Source organism: Weissella minor (assembly GCF_001437425.1).
GTDB lineage: Bacteria > Bacillota > Bacilli > Lactobacillales > Lactobacillaceae > Weissella > Weissella minor.
This window is the reverse complement of sequence record NZ_JQCD01000021.1, coordinates 1-16,199: the sequence shown is the minus strand read 5'-3', so window position 1 is coordinate 16,199 and position 16,199 is coordinate 1. Positions and strand designations below refer to the sequence as shown.

The following is a 16,199-nucleotide window of genomic DNA, read 5'->3' as shown; positions in this document are numbered from 1 at the left end:
ATCATAAACTAAGGCATGACGCTATTCAAACTATGCATATTATAAACAATTCATAAGATATCGCTTCCAAGAGCATGCGGGCACTCATAATTCACATGCAAGAAAACAATTGCAGTCCCTCACTTTGTCGTCTATCCTAGATAATGCATTCAATTTTTTATACTAGTTATTCGAGGAGTAGTTCTGTGGATTTGTTTAAAGTTAAGTCACACGGCTCAAGTGTGCGCACTGAAATTTTAGCTGGTTTCACCACTTTTATTTCAATGTCTTATATTTTATTTGTACAACCTGAAATGCTAGCCCAGGCTGGCATGGATCATGGCGCTGTCTTTACGGCAACTGCCTTAGTTTCAATTGTTGGAACGCTCTTGATGGCGTTCATTGCGAATATGCCAGTCGCCATCTCAACTGGAATGGGCATTAACTCAGCCTTTGTTTTCTCAGTTGTGCTACAACAAGGCTATTCATGGGAAGAAGCCTTAGCTGCCATGCTCTTGGCCAGTTTGTTATACCTGTTCGTGGTCGTGACACCGATTCGTGATTGGATTATTAACATTTTCCCAAATGACCTAAAATCTGCCATCAGTGCTGGAATCGGTCTTTTGATTGCCACAATCGGATTAACTGGTAGTGGTTTAATTGTCGATAGCGACGCAACTTTGACGACACTTGGTAACCTAACTGATCCACAATCATTATTAACGATTGCCGGCATTCTGATTACCTTGGCTTTGTATTATTACCGCGTCCCTGGCGCCATCTTCGTTGGTATGCTACTAACAACTCTAATCGGTTTGGTCACTGGCCTCGTGCACGCCCCAGGTACAATCGTTTCAGCAGTCCCAAGCATGGAACCCACTTTTGGGGTGGCATTCAGTCACTTACCAGATGTATTCAACTGGCATATTTTGCCAATTGTCCTAACCTTCTTCTTGGTTCCCTTCTTTGATACAACCGGAACCATCCTTGGGGTGCAAAAGCAAATGAATACAGATCGTGATACGCGTAAGTCCCTTGTGGCTAGCGCCTTAGGAAATATCAGCGCTTCAATCTTTGGAACTTCTCCAGCTACGGCCTTTGTTGAATCAAACGCCGGTGTCTCAGCCGGTGGTCGTACTGGATTAACATCCGTTGTCGTTGCTGCCCTATTTGGATTGGCATTATTCTTCTCACCTTTGCTAACCATGATTACACCACAAATCACAGCCAGTGCTTTGATTGTCGTTGGTGTGTTGATGCTTGGTAATTTGAAAGATATTAATTGGGCCGACTTTAAAATCTCTGCCTCAGCCTTTCTAATCGTACTAGGTATGCCACTAACACATTCTATTAGTGATGGTATCTTGCTTGGTGGTGTCGTCTACATTGTGCTCAACACAATCGACTGGCTTATCGCCAAGTTCCGTAAAGCTTAATCAATCAAAAAATGCTTAATTGGCGCGTAACCAATTAAGCATTTTTTATTATCTACAATTTTGTTAATACTTCTTCATTTATTTACGCATTTCACCCATATCCAAAATTTCATCAGCTAAATTCAAAACCTGCTGATTTGATGTATGAATAATTGAAACTAAGGTAACATCAGGTAATGTATAAATTTTCTTCAGAATATCAAATTCATTAATCGGATCCATCGCAGATGTTGCTTCATCCAACAACAAATACTTAGGTTGGGTTAAGAGTGTCCGTGCCAATGCAATCCGCTGTTTCTGGCCACCAGAAATATTCGTCCCACCATCCACTAACACCGTATCAATATTTTCATCGAGATGATTAAAATCTTCATACAGATTGGTCAATTTCAAAACGTCATCAATTTCGCTTTGCATATATGGATGACCCAAGGTTAAATTATAACGAATCGTGTCAGAAAAAATGGTTGGCTTTTGTGGGATATAAATTAACTCTTCTAAATCAATTCCATAATGTATCTTTCCAGCCGTTGGTTGCATATGTTGAAGCATTAATGCAAAGATTGTCGATTTTCCACTTCCCGAAGGACCCGTTAAGAAATATTTTTGATTAGCCTTAATGTTAAAGGAAATATTTTGAATGGAATTTTCATGATTTGCATAAGCATAGGCCACATTTTCAAAAGCTAGAACTGTTTGTTCAGAATAGATTGCCGGCAAGGCGTCACCTTTATCCATTTTTTCATCATTGGTAAATTTTTCAAATAAATTCATATTACCTTTGATGGTCGTTACTAAAGTCCCAATACCTTCAGTAGATGTAAAAAACAACCCCGCCAAAGATGTAATCGACATCAGCGTTCCAATTTGCGTCTCACCTTGGATAATTAGAATTCCAGTATAAAGCAACAACGCCGTCTGACTAATCCGACTAATAACTCCTGATAATGACTCAATTTCAGCGTTCGTCCGCGCATAACCAACATTACTAACTTTTAATTTACCCGATGCTTGCTTTATTCGATCTAAAATACTAGCTGATTGGTTCAACCCATTGAAAGTATCAACCCCTTGCACCGTTTCACTATATTCATTCAAAGCCTCTTCATTACTTTGACGGACAACATTCGCACTCTTTAACGTTTTTCGATTTAAAATTCTTGGAACATAAATGGAAATAACGCCCAGAATCAGCGTTAACACAATCAATTTCCATTGGAAGAAGATAATCGTCACTGATGAAAAAATTAATAACCCAATCAATTGAATTAACGCATAGAAGTTTTTATAGATTTTGATATTGACCAAATTAATATCATTCATCAAACCCGAAATATAGTAGGATTCATTGTGATGATGAAATCGATTATATGAATCAGCTCGCGCCATTAAATCAGCTCGCATTGCACTGTCCATATCCTGAATAGTTTTTTCCTGATAAGTTTCTGTAATGTAGTTCATCACAAATAACAAACACCAACAAAATAAGTTAACAAACACCCAGAAAAAAAACTGTTGATATTGCTTATCAACAATCGCATTCGTTGCAAAGGCCAAAAGTGCACTGGTACCACTTTGAAGACCCGCACAAATAATCACCAATATGGCAACCAGTGCATTTTGCCGTGCATATTGTTTGATATATTTATTCATTCCAGAACCTCCCTAAATTGGAGGATTCGTAAAAGCTCCAATCTAAACTAATTATATTCTCATTTAAATATAATTAATCTATCATAAGAAGCTGTGTAGAGCAACATGAAGATTCTTTAGTAACCTCGATAACCAAACTTTGTTAGTACTAGTCACAGCATGAAAAAGTCGTCCTCACCACTTAACCATTCTTCGATTTTGCAATATCTGGTTTTTACCGTTATGCCCTCTCTTTTTTATAATGAAAATAATCACTTATACAAAAAAATCAGACAAGTAGTCTGATCTTTTGCTATTTTTATTTAGTCTTAATCCAAGCTTTCAACTCATATTTATCACTAATATACGCACTAATCGCTAGCAGTAACGCAAAAGCAATCCCAATTAAAGCGACCAGCAATCGATAATTTTGATTTGATATAAATATCAATAAAATTATCGTAATCACTAAAATAATTGAGTTGGCATTTTTCACATCTTTATTCGATAAACTAAACATCTGATTACACCTGTCCCTATATGTTTATTAATCCCACTTTGATCGACCGGTACGTTCTTAATGTTAAACATATTTTACTACTATAGTGTTTCAATGCAAGTCGATGATTTTAACGCCAGGAACAGGTATTTACATTGACCCCACGGCAAAAACAAAAAGGACTACTTACTTAATAATTTCAATAATCACACCTGTGATAGCACGGCAATAATTGTTATCACGAGAACAATTGGAGTCGTTCGATGTACCTCGTGTAAGTACAATTTCCATAAAAGGCATATGAATCCATTCGTCCTATCAAAAAACATGAGTCGGATTATTAAGAGCAATTCTAAACACTAAATTGTCTAACAGTTTAATGATTTTTCATAAAATATCCTACTGTCAGGTCGCTGTCATGTTACTGTCGTGCGTTTTTGTGTATGATTATCAAAAAGGAGATCTACTAATTATGAATAGAACACAAGTTTCTCAATTACGAAAACAACATGGTTGGACACAAGAAATGTTAGCTGAACACGCTTACGTGACGGTTAGAACTATTCAACGTTTAGAAGCCGGCGAAGAAGTTAATAAGGATACCCTTAATTCCGTAGCCTCAGCTCTTAATGTCAGCATTAATGACTTATTCGAAACAATTGATGATGAATCAACTGAACTTAAGGTGAGAGAATTATCAAAAAACAGAACCCTTCAAATGAATCAACGAAACACTGAATACCAGACATATAAACTTTTATTAATTGCTTTCATTTTCTTATTTCTTTCATTATTCGGTTTTTATATCTCTACAATTAATGGGGATAACCAAAATGTTCTAGGAATACTCTGGGTATTTTCAATATTGTTGTGCATAGCCCTAGCTAGGTATTTTCTAAAAGGCTACCTTTCACAAAAAATGGACCAAAAATATCCTTTAACTATTGGTGTCCCCGTAAATGATACAAATGACAAACACGACGAACCTATTAATAATGGCTGGCAATTCTTAGCTAGATATTGGTGGATTGTATTCCCCATAGCTGGTGTTTTAACTGGTTTAATATCTTCATTTAATTAACTTGTGGTCCTCTTAGGCCAAAAAAAGGCACTTACTAATAGCAGTAAGTGCCTTTTCTATCGTTACTTTTATCTAAAATAATTCATGCTATTTAATTTCATATCCACATGCGGAATATTGTCTTCTAGATACTCATCAGAAATTGCTTCAAAGCCAAATGAGGCGTAAAAATCAAGCAAATAAGCCTGGGCTTGAATCATAACGGGTTGCCCCGGGAAACGTGCCTGAATCGTCTCTAAGACCGCTTTAATCAACTCTTGTGCATAACCATTCCCCCGAGCTTCTTGTTTCACCAAAACGCGTCCAAAATGGATCCCGTCTTGCATCACTAAAATGCGCGCATAGGCTTGCAATTGATCTTCTTTCAATAAACGTACATGCAATGCTTCATAGTCGTCAGCATCAACTTCTTGATATGGACACTCTTGTTCGACCACGAAAACAGCAGTACGTGCTTCCATGATTTCAATGACTTCTCGTGCACTTAATTCATCGGTCTGTTTCACGTCAATATTCATTGCTTTCCCCCTCCACTTTCTTACTATCCGTATTTTAGCATGTTTCCGATTAAAAAATTTAGACAATAAAAAAGACACCAACCTAAGTCGATGTCTTTTATCATATGCCGTCGGTGGGAATCGAACCCACACTCCCAAGAAGGGAACTGGATTTTGAGTCCAGCGCGTCTACCAGTTCCGCCACAACGGCATGTTGATTATTTAGATAGCGGCAATAACTATTGCTAGTTATAAATGCCGTCGGTGGGAATCGAACCCACACTCCCAAAAAGGGAACTGGATTTTGAGTCCAGCGCGTCTACCAGTTCCGCCACAACGGCAAATCTAAATAATTGATAACAATCGAAGTTCTACCCGAACTTCAAGGGCGATTGATGGGACTCGAACCCACGCGTGCCGGAACCACAAACCGGTGTGTTAACCAACTTCACCACAACCGCCATAAAATTGTATAAGCAGGGGTAGAGGGAGTCGAACCCCCACCGACGGTTTTGGAGACCGTTGTTCTACCATTAAACTATACCCCTATCAAAATGGCGCGAGGCGGAATCGAACCGTCGACACTACGAGCTTCAATCGTATGCTCTACCAACTGAGCTATCGCGCCATAAAAAAACGGTCACAACGGGACTCGAACCCGTGATCTCCTGCGTGACAGGCAGGCGTCCTAACCACCTAGACCATGCGACCAAATGGACGATACAGGGATCGAACCTGTGACCCCCTGCTTGTAAGGCAGGTGCTCTCCCAGCTGAGCTAATCGTCCATAAATTGTTTCGTACGTTTCGTATCTCAACAACAAAAATTATTATACCTAGGATTTTGTAACATTGCAAGAACTTTCTCAAATTTAATTTGAATTATTTTTATTTAGCTGATAGATTGCATGTTTCTGAACTTTCTTATATAATAGTTTTTGTCTGTTTATGGTGGTGTAGCCAAGTGGTAAGGTAGTGGTCTGCAAAACCGTGATCGTGGGTTCGATTCCCATCACCACCTTAATTAAAAAATCCGATGAGCTAATCAGCTCATCGGATTTTTTTGTCTTTAATTTAATCAGCGAAAACAACTTGTCCATCTTCAAAGGCAGCAATGCGTGCAAGTGATTCAACATGTATCCCCGCTTCATCAAGTAAAGCACGTCCTTTTTGGAAAGTCTTTTCAATCACAATCCCGGCGCCAACTAATTCAGCGTCAGCTGCTTCAACAATTTCCATCATTCCTTGGACCGCTTGCCCATTAGCTAAGAAATCATCAATCAACAAAACGCGTTCCCCAGCATTTAAAAAGCGCTTATCAACAATAATATGATTGGTTTCTTGCTTCGTAAATGAGAAAACATCGGCTGTGTAATTATCAGCTGAGAGCGTCAAAGACTTCTTCTTACGTGCAAACACCATTGGTACATCCAAATCCAACGCCGCAAATACAGCTGGCGCAATTCCTGATGATTCAACAGTCAAGACTTTATCAATTTTTTCAGCTCTAAACAATTCCGCAAATTCATGCCCCAGTTGCGCCATTAATTGCGGATCAACTTGGTGATTCAAAAAATTGTCTACTTTTAACACATCATCACCCAACACACGTCCATCTTGTTGAATGCGTTCTTCTAATAATTTCATCTTATGCCCCTTCTTCTTGCTTTCGACCTGGAATAACAATATTCAAAAATACTGCCAAAATAGATGTCACAACCACTGCATTTTCAATGACCAAACGAATTAAGTCCGGTAAGTTTTGGAAAATTTGTGGATAAACAGTGATTCCGATTCCAGCACCAATTGATAATGCCGCAATCATCAAATTGCGATCTTGATCAAAATCAACTTGGTGCAAAATCGTAATTCCTTGTATTCCGATTGTACCAAATAATACCAACATTGCTCCACCCAAAGCTGAGGTTGGAATCGTTGTCGCTAAAGCACCAAATTTTGGTAGTAATCCAATAATCATCAACATCACAGCTGCAAAATAAATTGGTCGCTTAGACTTAACGCCTGACAAACGAACAACCCCAACGTTTTGTGAAAAAGTTGAGTAAGGGAAAGTACTGAAAATTCCAGAAAGCATCACGGCTAACCCTTCTGAACGGTAACCACGAGTCAAATCCTTTTCAGTTAAATCATCCCCTGTTAAGTCAGCTAACGCAAAATACACACCCGTTGACTCAATTAATGAGGTTAAGGCAACCACTGACATGGTAATGATGGCTGAGGCGTGAAATGTTGGTGTTCCCATATAGAACGGCTTTGGTAAGTGGAACCATGAAGCATCCATCACCGCATCCATTGATACGTGGCCCAAAAAGGCCGCAAAAATCGTTCCCACAATAATACCCAACAACACCGCAATGGCCTTCATAAAGCCTTTAGCGTAGATATTCAATAACACAATCGTGACAATTGTGACCAAGGCAATTGACAAATCAACAGGACTACCAAAATTAGCGGCAGTTGGATCACCACCACCAATATTTTGAATCGCCACAGGAACCAATGCAAAACCAATCACAGTAATCAATGATCCGGTCACCACTGGTGGGAAAAACCGACGTAACTTGGCAAAAATACCAGCAATCAAGAAAACAAAAATACCAGCACCAATTGTGGCACCATACATCGCACCGATGCCTAAGGTACTACCAATATTAACAAGTGGCGTCACCGTTTGAATAGCTGAACCAATCACAACTGGTAAGCCAATTCCGGTAAAACGGGTTTGTTTCAGCTGCAAAAGGGTCCCAATTCCCGTCATAAAAATATCAGCTGAAATCAAAACGGCCATTTGGGTCGCTGAAAATTGTAATGCCGCCCCAATCATCAATGGGACTAGTACGCCCCCTGAATACATTGCCAAGACGTGCTGTAAGCCCAAAAATAGCGACTCAATACGATTAGGTTGCTTCACCTGCTCCATGTGTTCCTCCTCAGAAACTGTCCCAATCGAAAATGACATATAAAAAAAGCCATTCAAAAAAGAATGGCTTTCTACATACACTGTGAGTAGTCTGCGTCTCGGGACACAGGTAGGAACTCGTTGGCCATTCTCCAACCATTATACTCATAGGACTTGATATTTAACTGGCATAATTATAACAATAATTCGTCTTTTTGACCAGTATTATTTAATTTTAATTTCAAACGTTCGCTTTTTAGTACTTATTGCACCTTGGCAACTGCCCACTTCTTCTTACCACGCTTGACGATAACAAATTGTCCGTCAAAAGCAGCCTTAGGATCGATAACGGCTTCAATATCTTTAATTTGTTCACCATTAATACGAATGGCACCGTTTGAAACAGATTCACGAGCACGTGTCTTTGAAGCTTCCAAACCAGCAGCCACAACAAGATCCAAGATTCCGATTTCAGCAGAATCGATTTCAAATGTTGGCACATTTCCTGCTAATGCAGCAACTTCTTCAGTTGAAAGAGTCGCAACATCGGCATTACCAAACAAAACATTTGTCACAGTTTCAGCAGTTTTAAGGGCTTCATCCCCATGCACAAAGCTCGTTACTTCAGCAGCCAAACGACGTTGCGCCGTACGTGCAGCAGCGTCTGTCTTCGTTGAGGCAACAAGTTCAGCAATTTCATCTTGTGAAAGGAATGTGAAGAACTTAAGCATCTTTTCAACGTCTTCATCAGCGGTATTCAACCAGAATTGGTAGAATTCGAATGGTGTTGTCTTCTCTGGGTCAAGCCAAACAGCACCACCTTCAGTCTTACCAAACTTTGTTCCATCTGACTTCAAAAGCAATGGTACAGTCAAACCATAGGCTTCAGCTTCACTACCTTCCAACTTACGGATTAATTCAATTCCACTAGTGATGTTTCCCCATTGGTCAGAACCACCCATTTGCAAACGAACATGTTCACGTTCCCAAAGTTCATGGAAATCAATTGATTGCAAAATTTGGTAAGTAAATTCAGTAAATGAAATTCCAGCTTCCAAACGTGAAGCCACAACATCCTTAGCCAACATCGTGTTAATTGGGAAAAGCTTTCCGTAATCACGCAAGAATTCAATTAATGAAAACTTTCCAAGCCAATCCATGTTGTTCACAATGGTAAAGCCATCTTTTCCAAAGAGCTTTTCCATTTGCTTACGGATTTTTTCAGTGTTAATTGACATTTGTTCTGAAGAAAGCAATTGACGCTCAGATTTCTTACCAGATGGGTCACCAATTGATCCGGTTGCTTCACCAACCAAGATAACGGGGCGTTGTCCAGCTAGTTGGAAACGCTTAAGGACCATAAATGGGATTAAGTGTCCGATATGCATTGAATCGCCAGTTGGGTCAATTCCAACATATACACCGATTTGTTCTTTGTTCATCAAATTCAACAAACCATCGGCGTCTGTAATTTGGTTAATGGCACCACGCCATTCCAATTGTTCTAAAATAGTCTCAGTCATCACGCTGAACCTCCAAAAAGTTTTAATGATGCCAATTGCAGCAAAAAAGCGCCCCAATCAGCAATAGTTACTGATTAGGACGCTTTGTTAAACGCGGTACCACCTAATTTGCCACAGTTGTCTGTGACCCCTTATCATGCTCATATCGTTGAGCGAAACGTGCAAACTTGTATGATGAATGTAATTCATTCTTGCTTTTGGCACAGTTCTCATCAACCACTGCGTTTCTGACATTTCCAAAAGCAACAACTACTTGGTTCATCGTTGCGATAGCATGATTATAGCATGTGTTTTATAAAAAAGCACCGCTAAAATACATTCATTTGTCAGAAACTGTAAATCGTTGCATTTCAAAGGCTGGTGTTTCAATTTCATCTAAGACAGCACCGGCTAAATTCCCAGATGTCACGTGTGATTCACCATCGCTTGCTTCCATCAAATGGTCCTTACCCAAGACATATTCAGTCTTAGGTCCTTCAACATATTCGTTTTGCGCTGAAATCGAAGTCCAATTGACATCCGGTGTGCTCAAAAGAACTTGCAACTCCGTAACACCATAACGTGGCTCATCAACCCATTCTTCGGCACCTGGTAACGTCTTTAAGAAATCATAGACATAACTACCATCTTCTTGCAAAAGTGGCCCAGCACCCAAAATAAAGAACATACGTACATCATGCTTACGCGTTTGATGAATCAAATGTGTTAATAAATCCAAATTCTCAGATGGTTCAGCATGATTCGCAAAAGCATCAATCACAACATCGTATTGATCAAGTTGTTCACCAGTAATGGCGAATGCATCTTCAACAACTAATTGCGCTGTATCACCCAAAATTTCCTTACCACGTGTTTCATTACGCACAAAACCTGTTACTTCATGTCCACGGCTTGTCGCTTCATGGAACAATGCCTTACCTGTCATACCTGTAGCACCAATAATTGCAATTTTCATTTGTCTACGACCTTTCTGACAATTCTATTTATGTAACTTACTAATAATAAGTATACAACCTCTGCCGTAAAATACAATATCTTTCATGATAAATTTCATCACATAACGCAATCGTCGCAGTTTAAGCAAAGCCAGGCCAACATATATGGTATCTGCAATAAAAAAGCGCCTGCAATCATTGCAGAACGCTTCTAAGCTTCTTTTATTTTCGTATATCTTTAAATAGTTCACGTGCTTTTACTTTATTCACATCTGGATTGTTGGCATTTGAAAACAGCAAGACTGCATCTTTACCGTCTTTTGTCATATATACCGTGCTTTCAAAGCCTTGCATCATACCGTGACCGCCAATGACCGTTCCACCTTCACTATGGTACAAACCACCGGCATAACTCGCCCCATTTAAGGTCTGCGTTAACATTTTATAATCTGCTGACGGAACCACGCTCCCATTATTTTCATTTTTCAAAAACTTATAAGTCGTCCATGCCGTTCCAAACACATCCCCGGTTCCGACTTCGCGATCAAATCTTTGCTTATTGAAATTAATTGGATTGCCTTCCTTGTCATGACCCTGTGGTCGCATATCATTCTCAGAAAATTGTTTGACGTTCTCAAAACGATATTCCGGCTGTATCTGGCTTTCAAGTAAATCATCATAGCTTTGATTAGTTAGCTTTTGTAAAATCCCGCTGATAATAATAAAGTTTGTCGCGTTATATGTCCAATGATACATGGGTTCACTTGCTTTAACGCGTTTGACAACATCATCAACATATTCTTTTTGCGACATTTTCTTACCTGAGAACTTTTCATTCGACAAGCCTGATTGCATCAACCATAGGTCTTGCAAGGTAATATTGTCAGCGTTAGGTATTTGCGGATAAAACGTTGAAAGTTTTGTATCTTTAGACAAATCATGCAATTTCATTTGTTTCAACAGCATGATACTCGTCACATTTTTCGTGATAGAAGCTAACGGATAAGTAGTTGTTACCGAGTTCGATATACTGTCCCGCGATTTCCCATATCCTTTATGCAAAATAATTTGATTATTCTGAACAATTAAAGCTGTCCCGCTATACCCAACTTTTTTTAATTGTTCATCATAGCTTCTACTTTGACTAGATGTTGGTTCAACCGTTTTAATACCCGTATCTTGATGTTTTTTTGAATCTTGTAAAGCTTGCTGTTTATTTTTTTGCTGTGTCGGCGTCATATCATGATTATCTTTTACTTGCTGGTGCTGTCTGAGTAACATAGCCCCCATAAAAACCAAAACACCTACAATAAAAAGCGTCACCGACCGCCGGATGATTCTTCGTTTATGCTGTTTACGCATATTTTCAACCCCCTCTAGTTGCGTTGCGTATAAAAAAACAGAGTCTCTCTCGCTAAACGAGTGCAGACTCTGCGTGCTACACGGACCACCACGACCGTATAGCTTTTCACCATATCATGTTTACGGGCACCACCCCATAAACAATCCCCATTCTTAAAACTATCATCCCTAATAATTTTAAGAATCTTTTCTCCGATTTATTCCGGGTCCTTCACCTCCCAAAATAAACCATCGCTGGACAGCAGGGCATCGCACCCTCTATCAAAAGATAGCAACCCTAGGTCATCACTCCTTGGTTAACTGCATCTCCAGCAACAGGAATTATTATAGCACAGACATCTAAATTATTTAATGCATCTTAAACACAGTTTTATGATTAATCATCTTTGGTAACCACGTTGCCTTTAAATCACCAACTAACGCCTGATCTGACACTAGAATTGGTAGTTGTTCTGGCTGTACCCCCGTTAATGCGAGCGCTTGCGTATCCCAACCCATTTGTTCTGAATTGTAAAAACCAGTTCTGGCTGCAAATGCTGGCGTTGCTGTGTTTGTACCAAAGAGCATGTAAACAATATAAGCACGCAATGTCATATAATGTGCCGTATTTTTGTAAATCTCAGGTTCATTATTTTTTAAACGTAAAGTAATAATCAATGGCAATGTCACGGCCAATGGTACACCTGTTTTACGTTGTAACTGGCCACCAATACCATTCATCATCAATGCTTCAATAAAATGTTCATCTTGCGCATCACCCATCAAAATTGGTGTTAATGGTTTAAATGTCTCATCTAATGCCATCCACCCATTCATAATGTCCGTAAATTCAATGTGTTCGATTGTATCTGAATCTTGCAAATGTGATTCTAATATCTCAAATCCTGCTTTAATCGCCTTCACGAAGTCGTCTTGCGTCAGCCCCTGCACCGCAAAACCTTGATCATCAAAGGGCACATGCAAATGTTGCGCTTGATTATTTTCATCAATTAATTCGAGATCAACGCCGAGTGGATTAATATCTACAAGTAATTTATATTTCATCATATACACCTTTATCTTTTATTCTTTTTATTATACCCGTATGTTGCGCTAGATACAAAAAAACACCTGACCAATGGTCAAGTGTTTTTGAATAATTAATTGATAAGGATTACTTACCAGCTGGATCCATGGCGTGTCCACCGAATCCGTTACGCAAAGCTGAAACAACTTTTCCAGTGAAAGTGTCGTCTTGCAATGAACGGTAACGAACCATCAATGAAGTTGTGATAATTGGAGCTGGAACTTCCAACTTCAATGCTTCTTCAGCAGTCCACTTACCTTCACCAGATGAATGCATACGTCCTGAGATAGCTGAAAGCTTAGGATCCTTAGCGAATTGTTCTTCAGCCAATTCCATCAACCATGAACGGATAACTGATCCGTGGTTCCACAACTTTGAAACAGCTTCGTAGTCGTAGTCGAATTCTGAGGCTTCCAAGATTTCGAATCCTTCGGCGATGGCTTGCATCATACCGTATTCGATACCATTGTGAACCATCTTCAAGTAGTGACCTGAACCTAGCTTACCAGTGTATAGGTAACCGTCTTCTTCGGCGATTCCTTCAAACAATGGTTCTAGTGTCTTCCAAGCTTCGGCATCGTCTCCACCGATCATGAAGTTTCCACCGTTACGAGCACCGCTCATACCACCTGAAGTACCAGCATCGAAGAACTTGATTCCAGCAGCAGTAGTGCGCTTGTTTTGTTCCAAGTTGTCGTGGAAGTTTGAGTTTCCACCGTCGATGATGAAGTCTCCTTCATCCATCTTTTCGATCAAAGTATCGATTGTTGAGTTAGTTGGGGCACCAGCAGGAACCATAACCCAAACGATCTTTGGTGATGGTAGCTTTGCCAACATGTCATCGATATCTGATGCAGCAGTAACCTTATCTGAATATTCAGCAGCTTCTGCAACGAAATCAGGGTTCAAGTCAAATGCTACAACTTCATTACCGTTATCAACGGCGTTCTTAACTAAGTTCAAGCCCATCTTACCAAGGCCGATCATCGCGAACTTCATGGTGTATACCTCTTTTTTCTTTTTGTTTTCTTCTTAACAATGTCTATTATAATGCAAAACATTTTCATTTTGCAACCTTTTTTTTGTAAAATGTTTACATACAGGTGTAAAATCGTTATACTAACTTTTACGAACAACAAATATAAAGGAGATTTAGCATGCAACAATCAGGTTTTACACGTATTAAATCATTGCATGATCAATTATCTGGATCTGATAAAAAGATTGCTGACTACATCTTAGATAATCCAACCACTGTCCAGGGACTGACGATTAAAGGCTTAGCCAACTCTGTTGATGTCTCAACTGCAACCATCTCACGTTTTGTAAAACGGATTGGTTTCTCGTCGTTCCGTGAATTTTCATTGAGTTTAACCACGGTGATGCAACCCGATAATGCTTTCTTCGGTGAAATTGCGAATGACGATGATACAAACGCCATTGTTAGTAAAGTATTTAGTGGTGGTGAAAATGCACTTTCTTCGACATTCAATCTAATTCCCACTGAAAGCTGGGATACTGCTGGTTCATGGATTATTAATTGTCGTAAACTAGGCTTCTTTGGTATTGGGGGATCTGCAACAGTTGCATTTAACGGATATCATAAATTCTTACGTACGCCAATTGATGCAGAACAACACCCTGACTATGATGTGCAATTAATGCAAGCAGTTCGGATGACCGATCAGGACGTTGCGTTGGTTGTTTCACACTCAGGACGTAATCTAGATACTTTGAAAATCACACGCCAATTAAAGGCCAATAACGTAAAAGTCATCGCAATTACTGCTTATGTTAATTCATCGCTAGCTAAAATGGCTGATTTAGTTCTCCCTAGCACCGCTGAAGAAATTAACATTCGTAGTGAATCGATGTCTTCCTTATTAGCGCAATTAGCAATCATGGATAGTTTATTCACCCTAGTTGGTGTTAACTTAGGCTCTGAAACTCTTAAAATTGTTGATGACATTCGTGGTGCCATTGACAATACTCGAGAATAAAAAAGCGTAACTCAGATGAGTTACGCTTTTTTATATGTGTTTAACTGTTCAATCCATTGCAATGTCCCATTATCAACACCAGTAGGTACCATTGTCTCGGTTCCCCGATAAATTTCTTGCACTTTATCCCAATCAATCTGATTATCCTCGATTAAACTCGTAGCAAGCTGTTCAATTTGTTTATCGGTTACGCGGGCTAATTGGTCAGGCATTGCTTTAAACTGGCCTACAAACCATGCGGTTGCCAATTTAGTTCCAATCATCTGTACAAGTGTTTCATAATCCAAATCATCCACTAACATGATTTTTTGGTTTAACGGCGCTGCTGGTACTTCCTTCAACAAAAATTGACATGTATCATGCCAAGAATCTAATATAACTTGATAAAATTGCCAGGGAATCGTGACATCAATTTGTTGAAGGACTTGTTTCATTATTTGGTGCATCGACCACGGGTTTTCTTGTCCTAAATTCATGAATTCTTGAATTAAACGACCGTTTGTCTCTTCAACTAAAGTTTCTCGCTTTTTACTTAAGTGATAGCGCACAAGCATAAAGTCGATTAATTGATTGGGTTGAATGGTTTGTCCTTGAGTATGCGGCATTTTATTATGCATGTTTTTCATTTTCTTTTGCTGATTAACTTGTGCAAAATGACCTTGTTTTACCATGTGCATATACTCTTTTCTTGAATATCTAATAAAAAACACCTTAGTTTTCACTAAGGTGTTCTTTCGGACTCCGAATGTCGGGCTCGAACCGACGACAACACGATTAACAGTCGTGTGCTCTACCAACTGAGCTAATTCGGAATAATGCATTGCGACGTCCTATCCTCGCAGGAAGAGATCCTCCAACTACTTTTGGCGCTATTGAGCTTAACTTCTGTGTTCGGTATGGGAACAGGTGTGACCTCAATGCCATCATCACGACACGGTGTAAATAAAGCACTTACTGTAAAACATTTTAACGATAAGTGGCTTGTATGTCAACTATCACTACAGTTTTATCGGCAAGCAAATAAAAAAAACTAGAACAAAGTTCCAGCTCTTTTAACATGCCGACTGGGGGATTCGAACCCTCGACCTACGGTTTACGATACCGTTGCTCTACCAACTGAGCTAAGTCGGCATACGACTCCGAATGTCGGGCTCGAACCGACGACAACACGATTAACAGTCGTGTGCTCTACCAACTGAGCTAATTCGGAATAATGCATTGCGACGTCCTATCCTCGCAGGAAGAGATCCTCCAACTACTTTTGGCGCTA

Annotated in this window: 15 protein-coding genes, 11 tRNA genes, 1 rRNA gene and 1 riboswitch; of the genes, 4 read left to right on the top strand and 23 right to left on the bottom strand. The window is 39.5% G+C overall.

Features of this window, described 5'->3' with window-relative positions; genetic code table 11:
• The first annotated feature begins 185 nt into the window (after positions 1-185).
• Complete coding sequence (locus tag IV67_RS02505; protein WP_157050274.1) at positions 186-1,415, top strand: NCS2 family permease; 1,230 nt, start codon at positions 186-188, stop codon at positions 1,413-1,415.
• A 78-nt stretch (positions 1,416-1,493) separates the two neighbouring features.
• Here the strand turns inward: IV67_RS02505 and IV67_RS02500 are convergent, their stop codons facing one another.
• Positions 1,494-3,068 (bottom strand): ABC transporter ATP-binding protein, encoded by a 1,575-nt coding sequence (locus tag IV67_RS02500; RefSeq protein WP_057786783.1) that lies wholly within the window; start codon positions 3,066-3,068, stop codon positions 1,494-1,496.
• Between the two features lie 298 nt (positions 3,069-3,366).
• On the bottom strand, positions 3,367-3,567 hold the full coding sequence (locus IV67_RS02495; protein ID WP_057786781.1) for a hypothetical protein: 201 nt from the start codon (positions 3,565-3,567) through the stop codon (positions 3,367-3,369).
• Positions 3,568-4,018: 451 nt separating this feature from the next.
• Between IV67_RS02495 and IV67_RS02490 the strand changes: the two genes are divergently transcribed.
• A complete protein-coding gene (locus IV67_RS02490; RefSeq protein WP_057786779.1) occupies positions 4,019-4,627 on the top strand; it encodes a helix-turn-helix domain-containing protein in 609 nt (202 codons plus the stop codon).
• A 68-nt stretch (positions 4,628-4,695) separates the two neighbouring features.
• Here the strand turns inward: IV67_RS02490 and IV67_RS02485 are convergent, their stop codons facing one another.
• From IV67_RS02485 to IV67_RS02450, 8 genes are all read right to left on the bottom strand, one after another.
• A complete protein-coding gene (locus tag IV67_RS02485) occupies positions 4,696-5,145 on the bottom strand; it encodes a GNAT family N-acetyltransferase (RefSeq protein ID WP_057786778.1) in 450 nt (149 codons plus the stop codon).
• Positions 5,146-5,250: 105 nt separating this feature from the next.
• Positions 5,251-5,335: transfer RNA gene (locus IV67_RS02480), tRNA-Leu, on the bottom strand.
• Between the two features lie 45 nt (positions 5,336-5,380).
• Positions 5,381-5,465, bottom strand: a tRNA-Leu gene (locus IV67_RS02475).
• 46 nt (positions 5,466-5,511) lie between these two features.
• Positions 5,512-5,585, bottom strand: a tRNA-His gene (locus tag IV67_RS02470).
• Between the two features lie 16 nt (positions 5,586-5,601).
• Positions 5,602-5,672: transfer RNA gene (locus IV67_RS02465), tRNA-Trp, on the bottom strand.
• A 7-nt stretch (positions 5,673-5,679) separates the two neighbouring features.
• Positions 5,680-5,752, bottom strand: a tRNA-Phe gene (locus IV67_RS02460).
• 9 nt (positions 5,753-5,761) lie between these two features.
• Positions 5,762-5,835, bottom strand: a tRNA-Asp gene (locus tag IV67_RS02455).
• 3 nt (positions 5,836-5,838) lie between these two features.
• A tRNA-Val gene (locus IV67_RS02450) sits at positions 5,839-5,911 on the bottom strand.
• 162 nt (positions 5,912-6,073) lie between these two features.
• Between IV67_RS02450 and IV67_RS02445 the strand changes: the two genes are divergently transcribed.
• Positions 6,074-6,144: transfer RNA gene (locus IV67_RS02445), tRNA-Cys, on the top strand.
• A gap of 53 nt (positions 6,145-6,197) precedes the next feature.
• Here IV67_RS02445 and IV67_RS02440 read toward each other — a convergent pair.
• The 8 genes from IV67_RS02440 to gnd form a co-directional block, all read right to left on the bottom strand.
• Positions 6,198-6,770: a xanthine phosphoribosyltransferase gene (locus IV67_RS02440; RefSeq protein ID WP_057786776.1), complete on the bottom strand. Its 573-nt coding sequence runs from the start codon at positions 6,768-6,770 to the stop codon at positions 6,198-6,200.
• Between the two features lies 1 nt (position 6,771).
• The gene (locus IV67_RS02435; RefSeq protein WP_057786770.1) at positions 6,772-8,064 is read right to left on the bottom strand and encodes a nucleobase:cation symporter-2 family protein; all 1,293 of its coding nucleotides are present in this window, start codon (positions 8,062-8,064) and stop codon (positions 6,772-6,774) included.
• A 67-nt stretch (positions 8,065-8,131) separates the two neighbouring features.
• A riboswitch (purine riboswitch) is annotated at positions 8,132-8,230 on the bottom strand.
• 76 nt (positions 8,231-8,306) lie between these two features.
• Complete coding sequence (gene tyrS / locus IV67_RS02430) at positions 8,307-9,566, bottom strand: tyrosine--tRNA ligase (RefSeq protein ID WP_057786768.1); 1,260 nt, start codon at positions 9,564-9,566, stop codon at positions 8,307-8,309.
• Between the two features lie 103 nt (positions 9,567-9,669).
• Positions 9,670-9,828 carry a hypothetical protein gene (locus IV67_RS09210; protein WP_157050273.1) on the bottom strand — a complete coding sequence of 53 codons (159 nt, stop codon included), beginning with the start codon at positions 9,826-9,828 and terminating at the stop codon, positions 9,670-9,672.
• Between the two features lie 57 nt (positions 9,829-9,885).
• A complete protein-coding gene (locus tag IV67_RS02425; RefSeq protein ID WP_057786766.1) occupies positions 9,886-10,521 on the bottom strand; it encodes an NAD(P)H-binding protein in 636 nt (211 codons plus the stop codon).
• 202 nt (positions 10,522-10,723) lie between these two features.
• A complete protein-coding gene (locus tag IV67_RS02420) occupies positions 10,724-11,863 on the bottom strand; it encodes a serine hydrolase domain-containing protein (RefSeq protein WP_057786764.1) in 1,140 nt (379 codons plus the stop codon).
• Positions 11,864-12,211: 348 nt separating this feature from the next.
• A complete protein-coding gene (locus IV67_RS02415; protein WP_083486645.1) occupies positions 12,212-12,910 on the bottom strand; it encodes an FGGY family carbohydrate kinase in 699 nt (232 codons plus the stop codon).
• 106 nt (positions 12,911-13,016) lie between these two features.
• Positions 13,017-13,928, bottom strand: a complete 912-nt coding sequence (gene gnd / locus IV67_RS02410; RefSeq protein ID WP_057786760.1) for a phosphogluconate dehydrogenase (NAD(+)-dependent, decarboxylating) — start codon at positions 13,926-13,928, stop codon at positions 13,017-13,019.
• 158 nt (positions 13,929-14,086) lie between these two features.
• Here gnd and IV67_RS02405 point away from each other — a divergent pair, with 158 nt between their 5' ends.
• Positions 14,087-14,929 carry a MurR/RpiR family transcriptional regulator gene (locus IV67_RS02405; RefSeq protein WP_057786758.1) on the top strand — a complete coding sequence of 281 codons (843 nt, stop codon included), beginning with the start codon at positions 14,087-14,089 and terminating at the stop codon, positions 14,927-14,929.
• Between the two features lie 20 nt (positions 14,930-14,949).
• On the opposite strand, the gene IV67_RS02400 is transcribed toward IV67_RS02405, so the two are convergent.
• From IV67_RS02400 to IV67_RS02380, 5 genes are all read right to left on the bottom strand, one after another.
• Positions 14,950-15,600 carry a hypothetical protein gene (locus tag IV67_RS02400; protein WP_057786755.1) on the bottom strand — a complete coding sequence of 217 codons (651 nt, stop codon included), beginning with the start codon at positions 15,598-15,600 and terminating at the stop codon, positions 14,950-14,952.
• 68 nt (positions 15,601-15,668) lie between these two features.
• Positions 15,669-15,741: transfer RNA gene (locus IV67_RS02395), tRNA-Asn, on the bottom strand.
• Positions 15,742-15,746: 5 nt separating this feature from the next.
• Positions 15,747-15,863 (bottom strand): 5S ribosomal RNA (gene rrf, locus IV67_RS02390).
• A 124-nt stretch (positions 15,864-15,987) separates the two neighbouring features.
• Positions 15,988-16,060, bottom strand: a tRNA-Thr gene (locus IV67_RS02385).
• Between the two features lie 6 nt (positions 16,061-16,066).
• Positions 16,067-16,139: transfer RNA gene (locus tag IV67_RS02380), tRNA-Asn, on the bottom strand.
• Positions 16,140-16,199 lie beyond the last annotated feature (60 nt).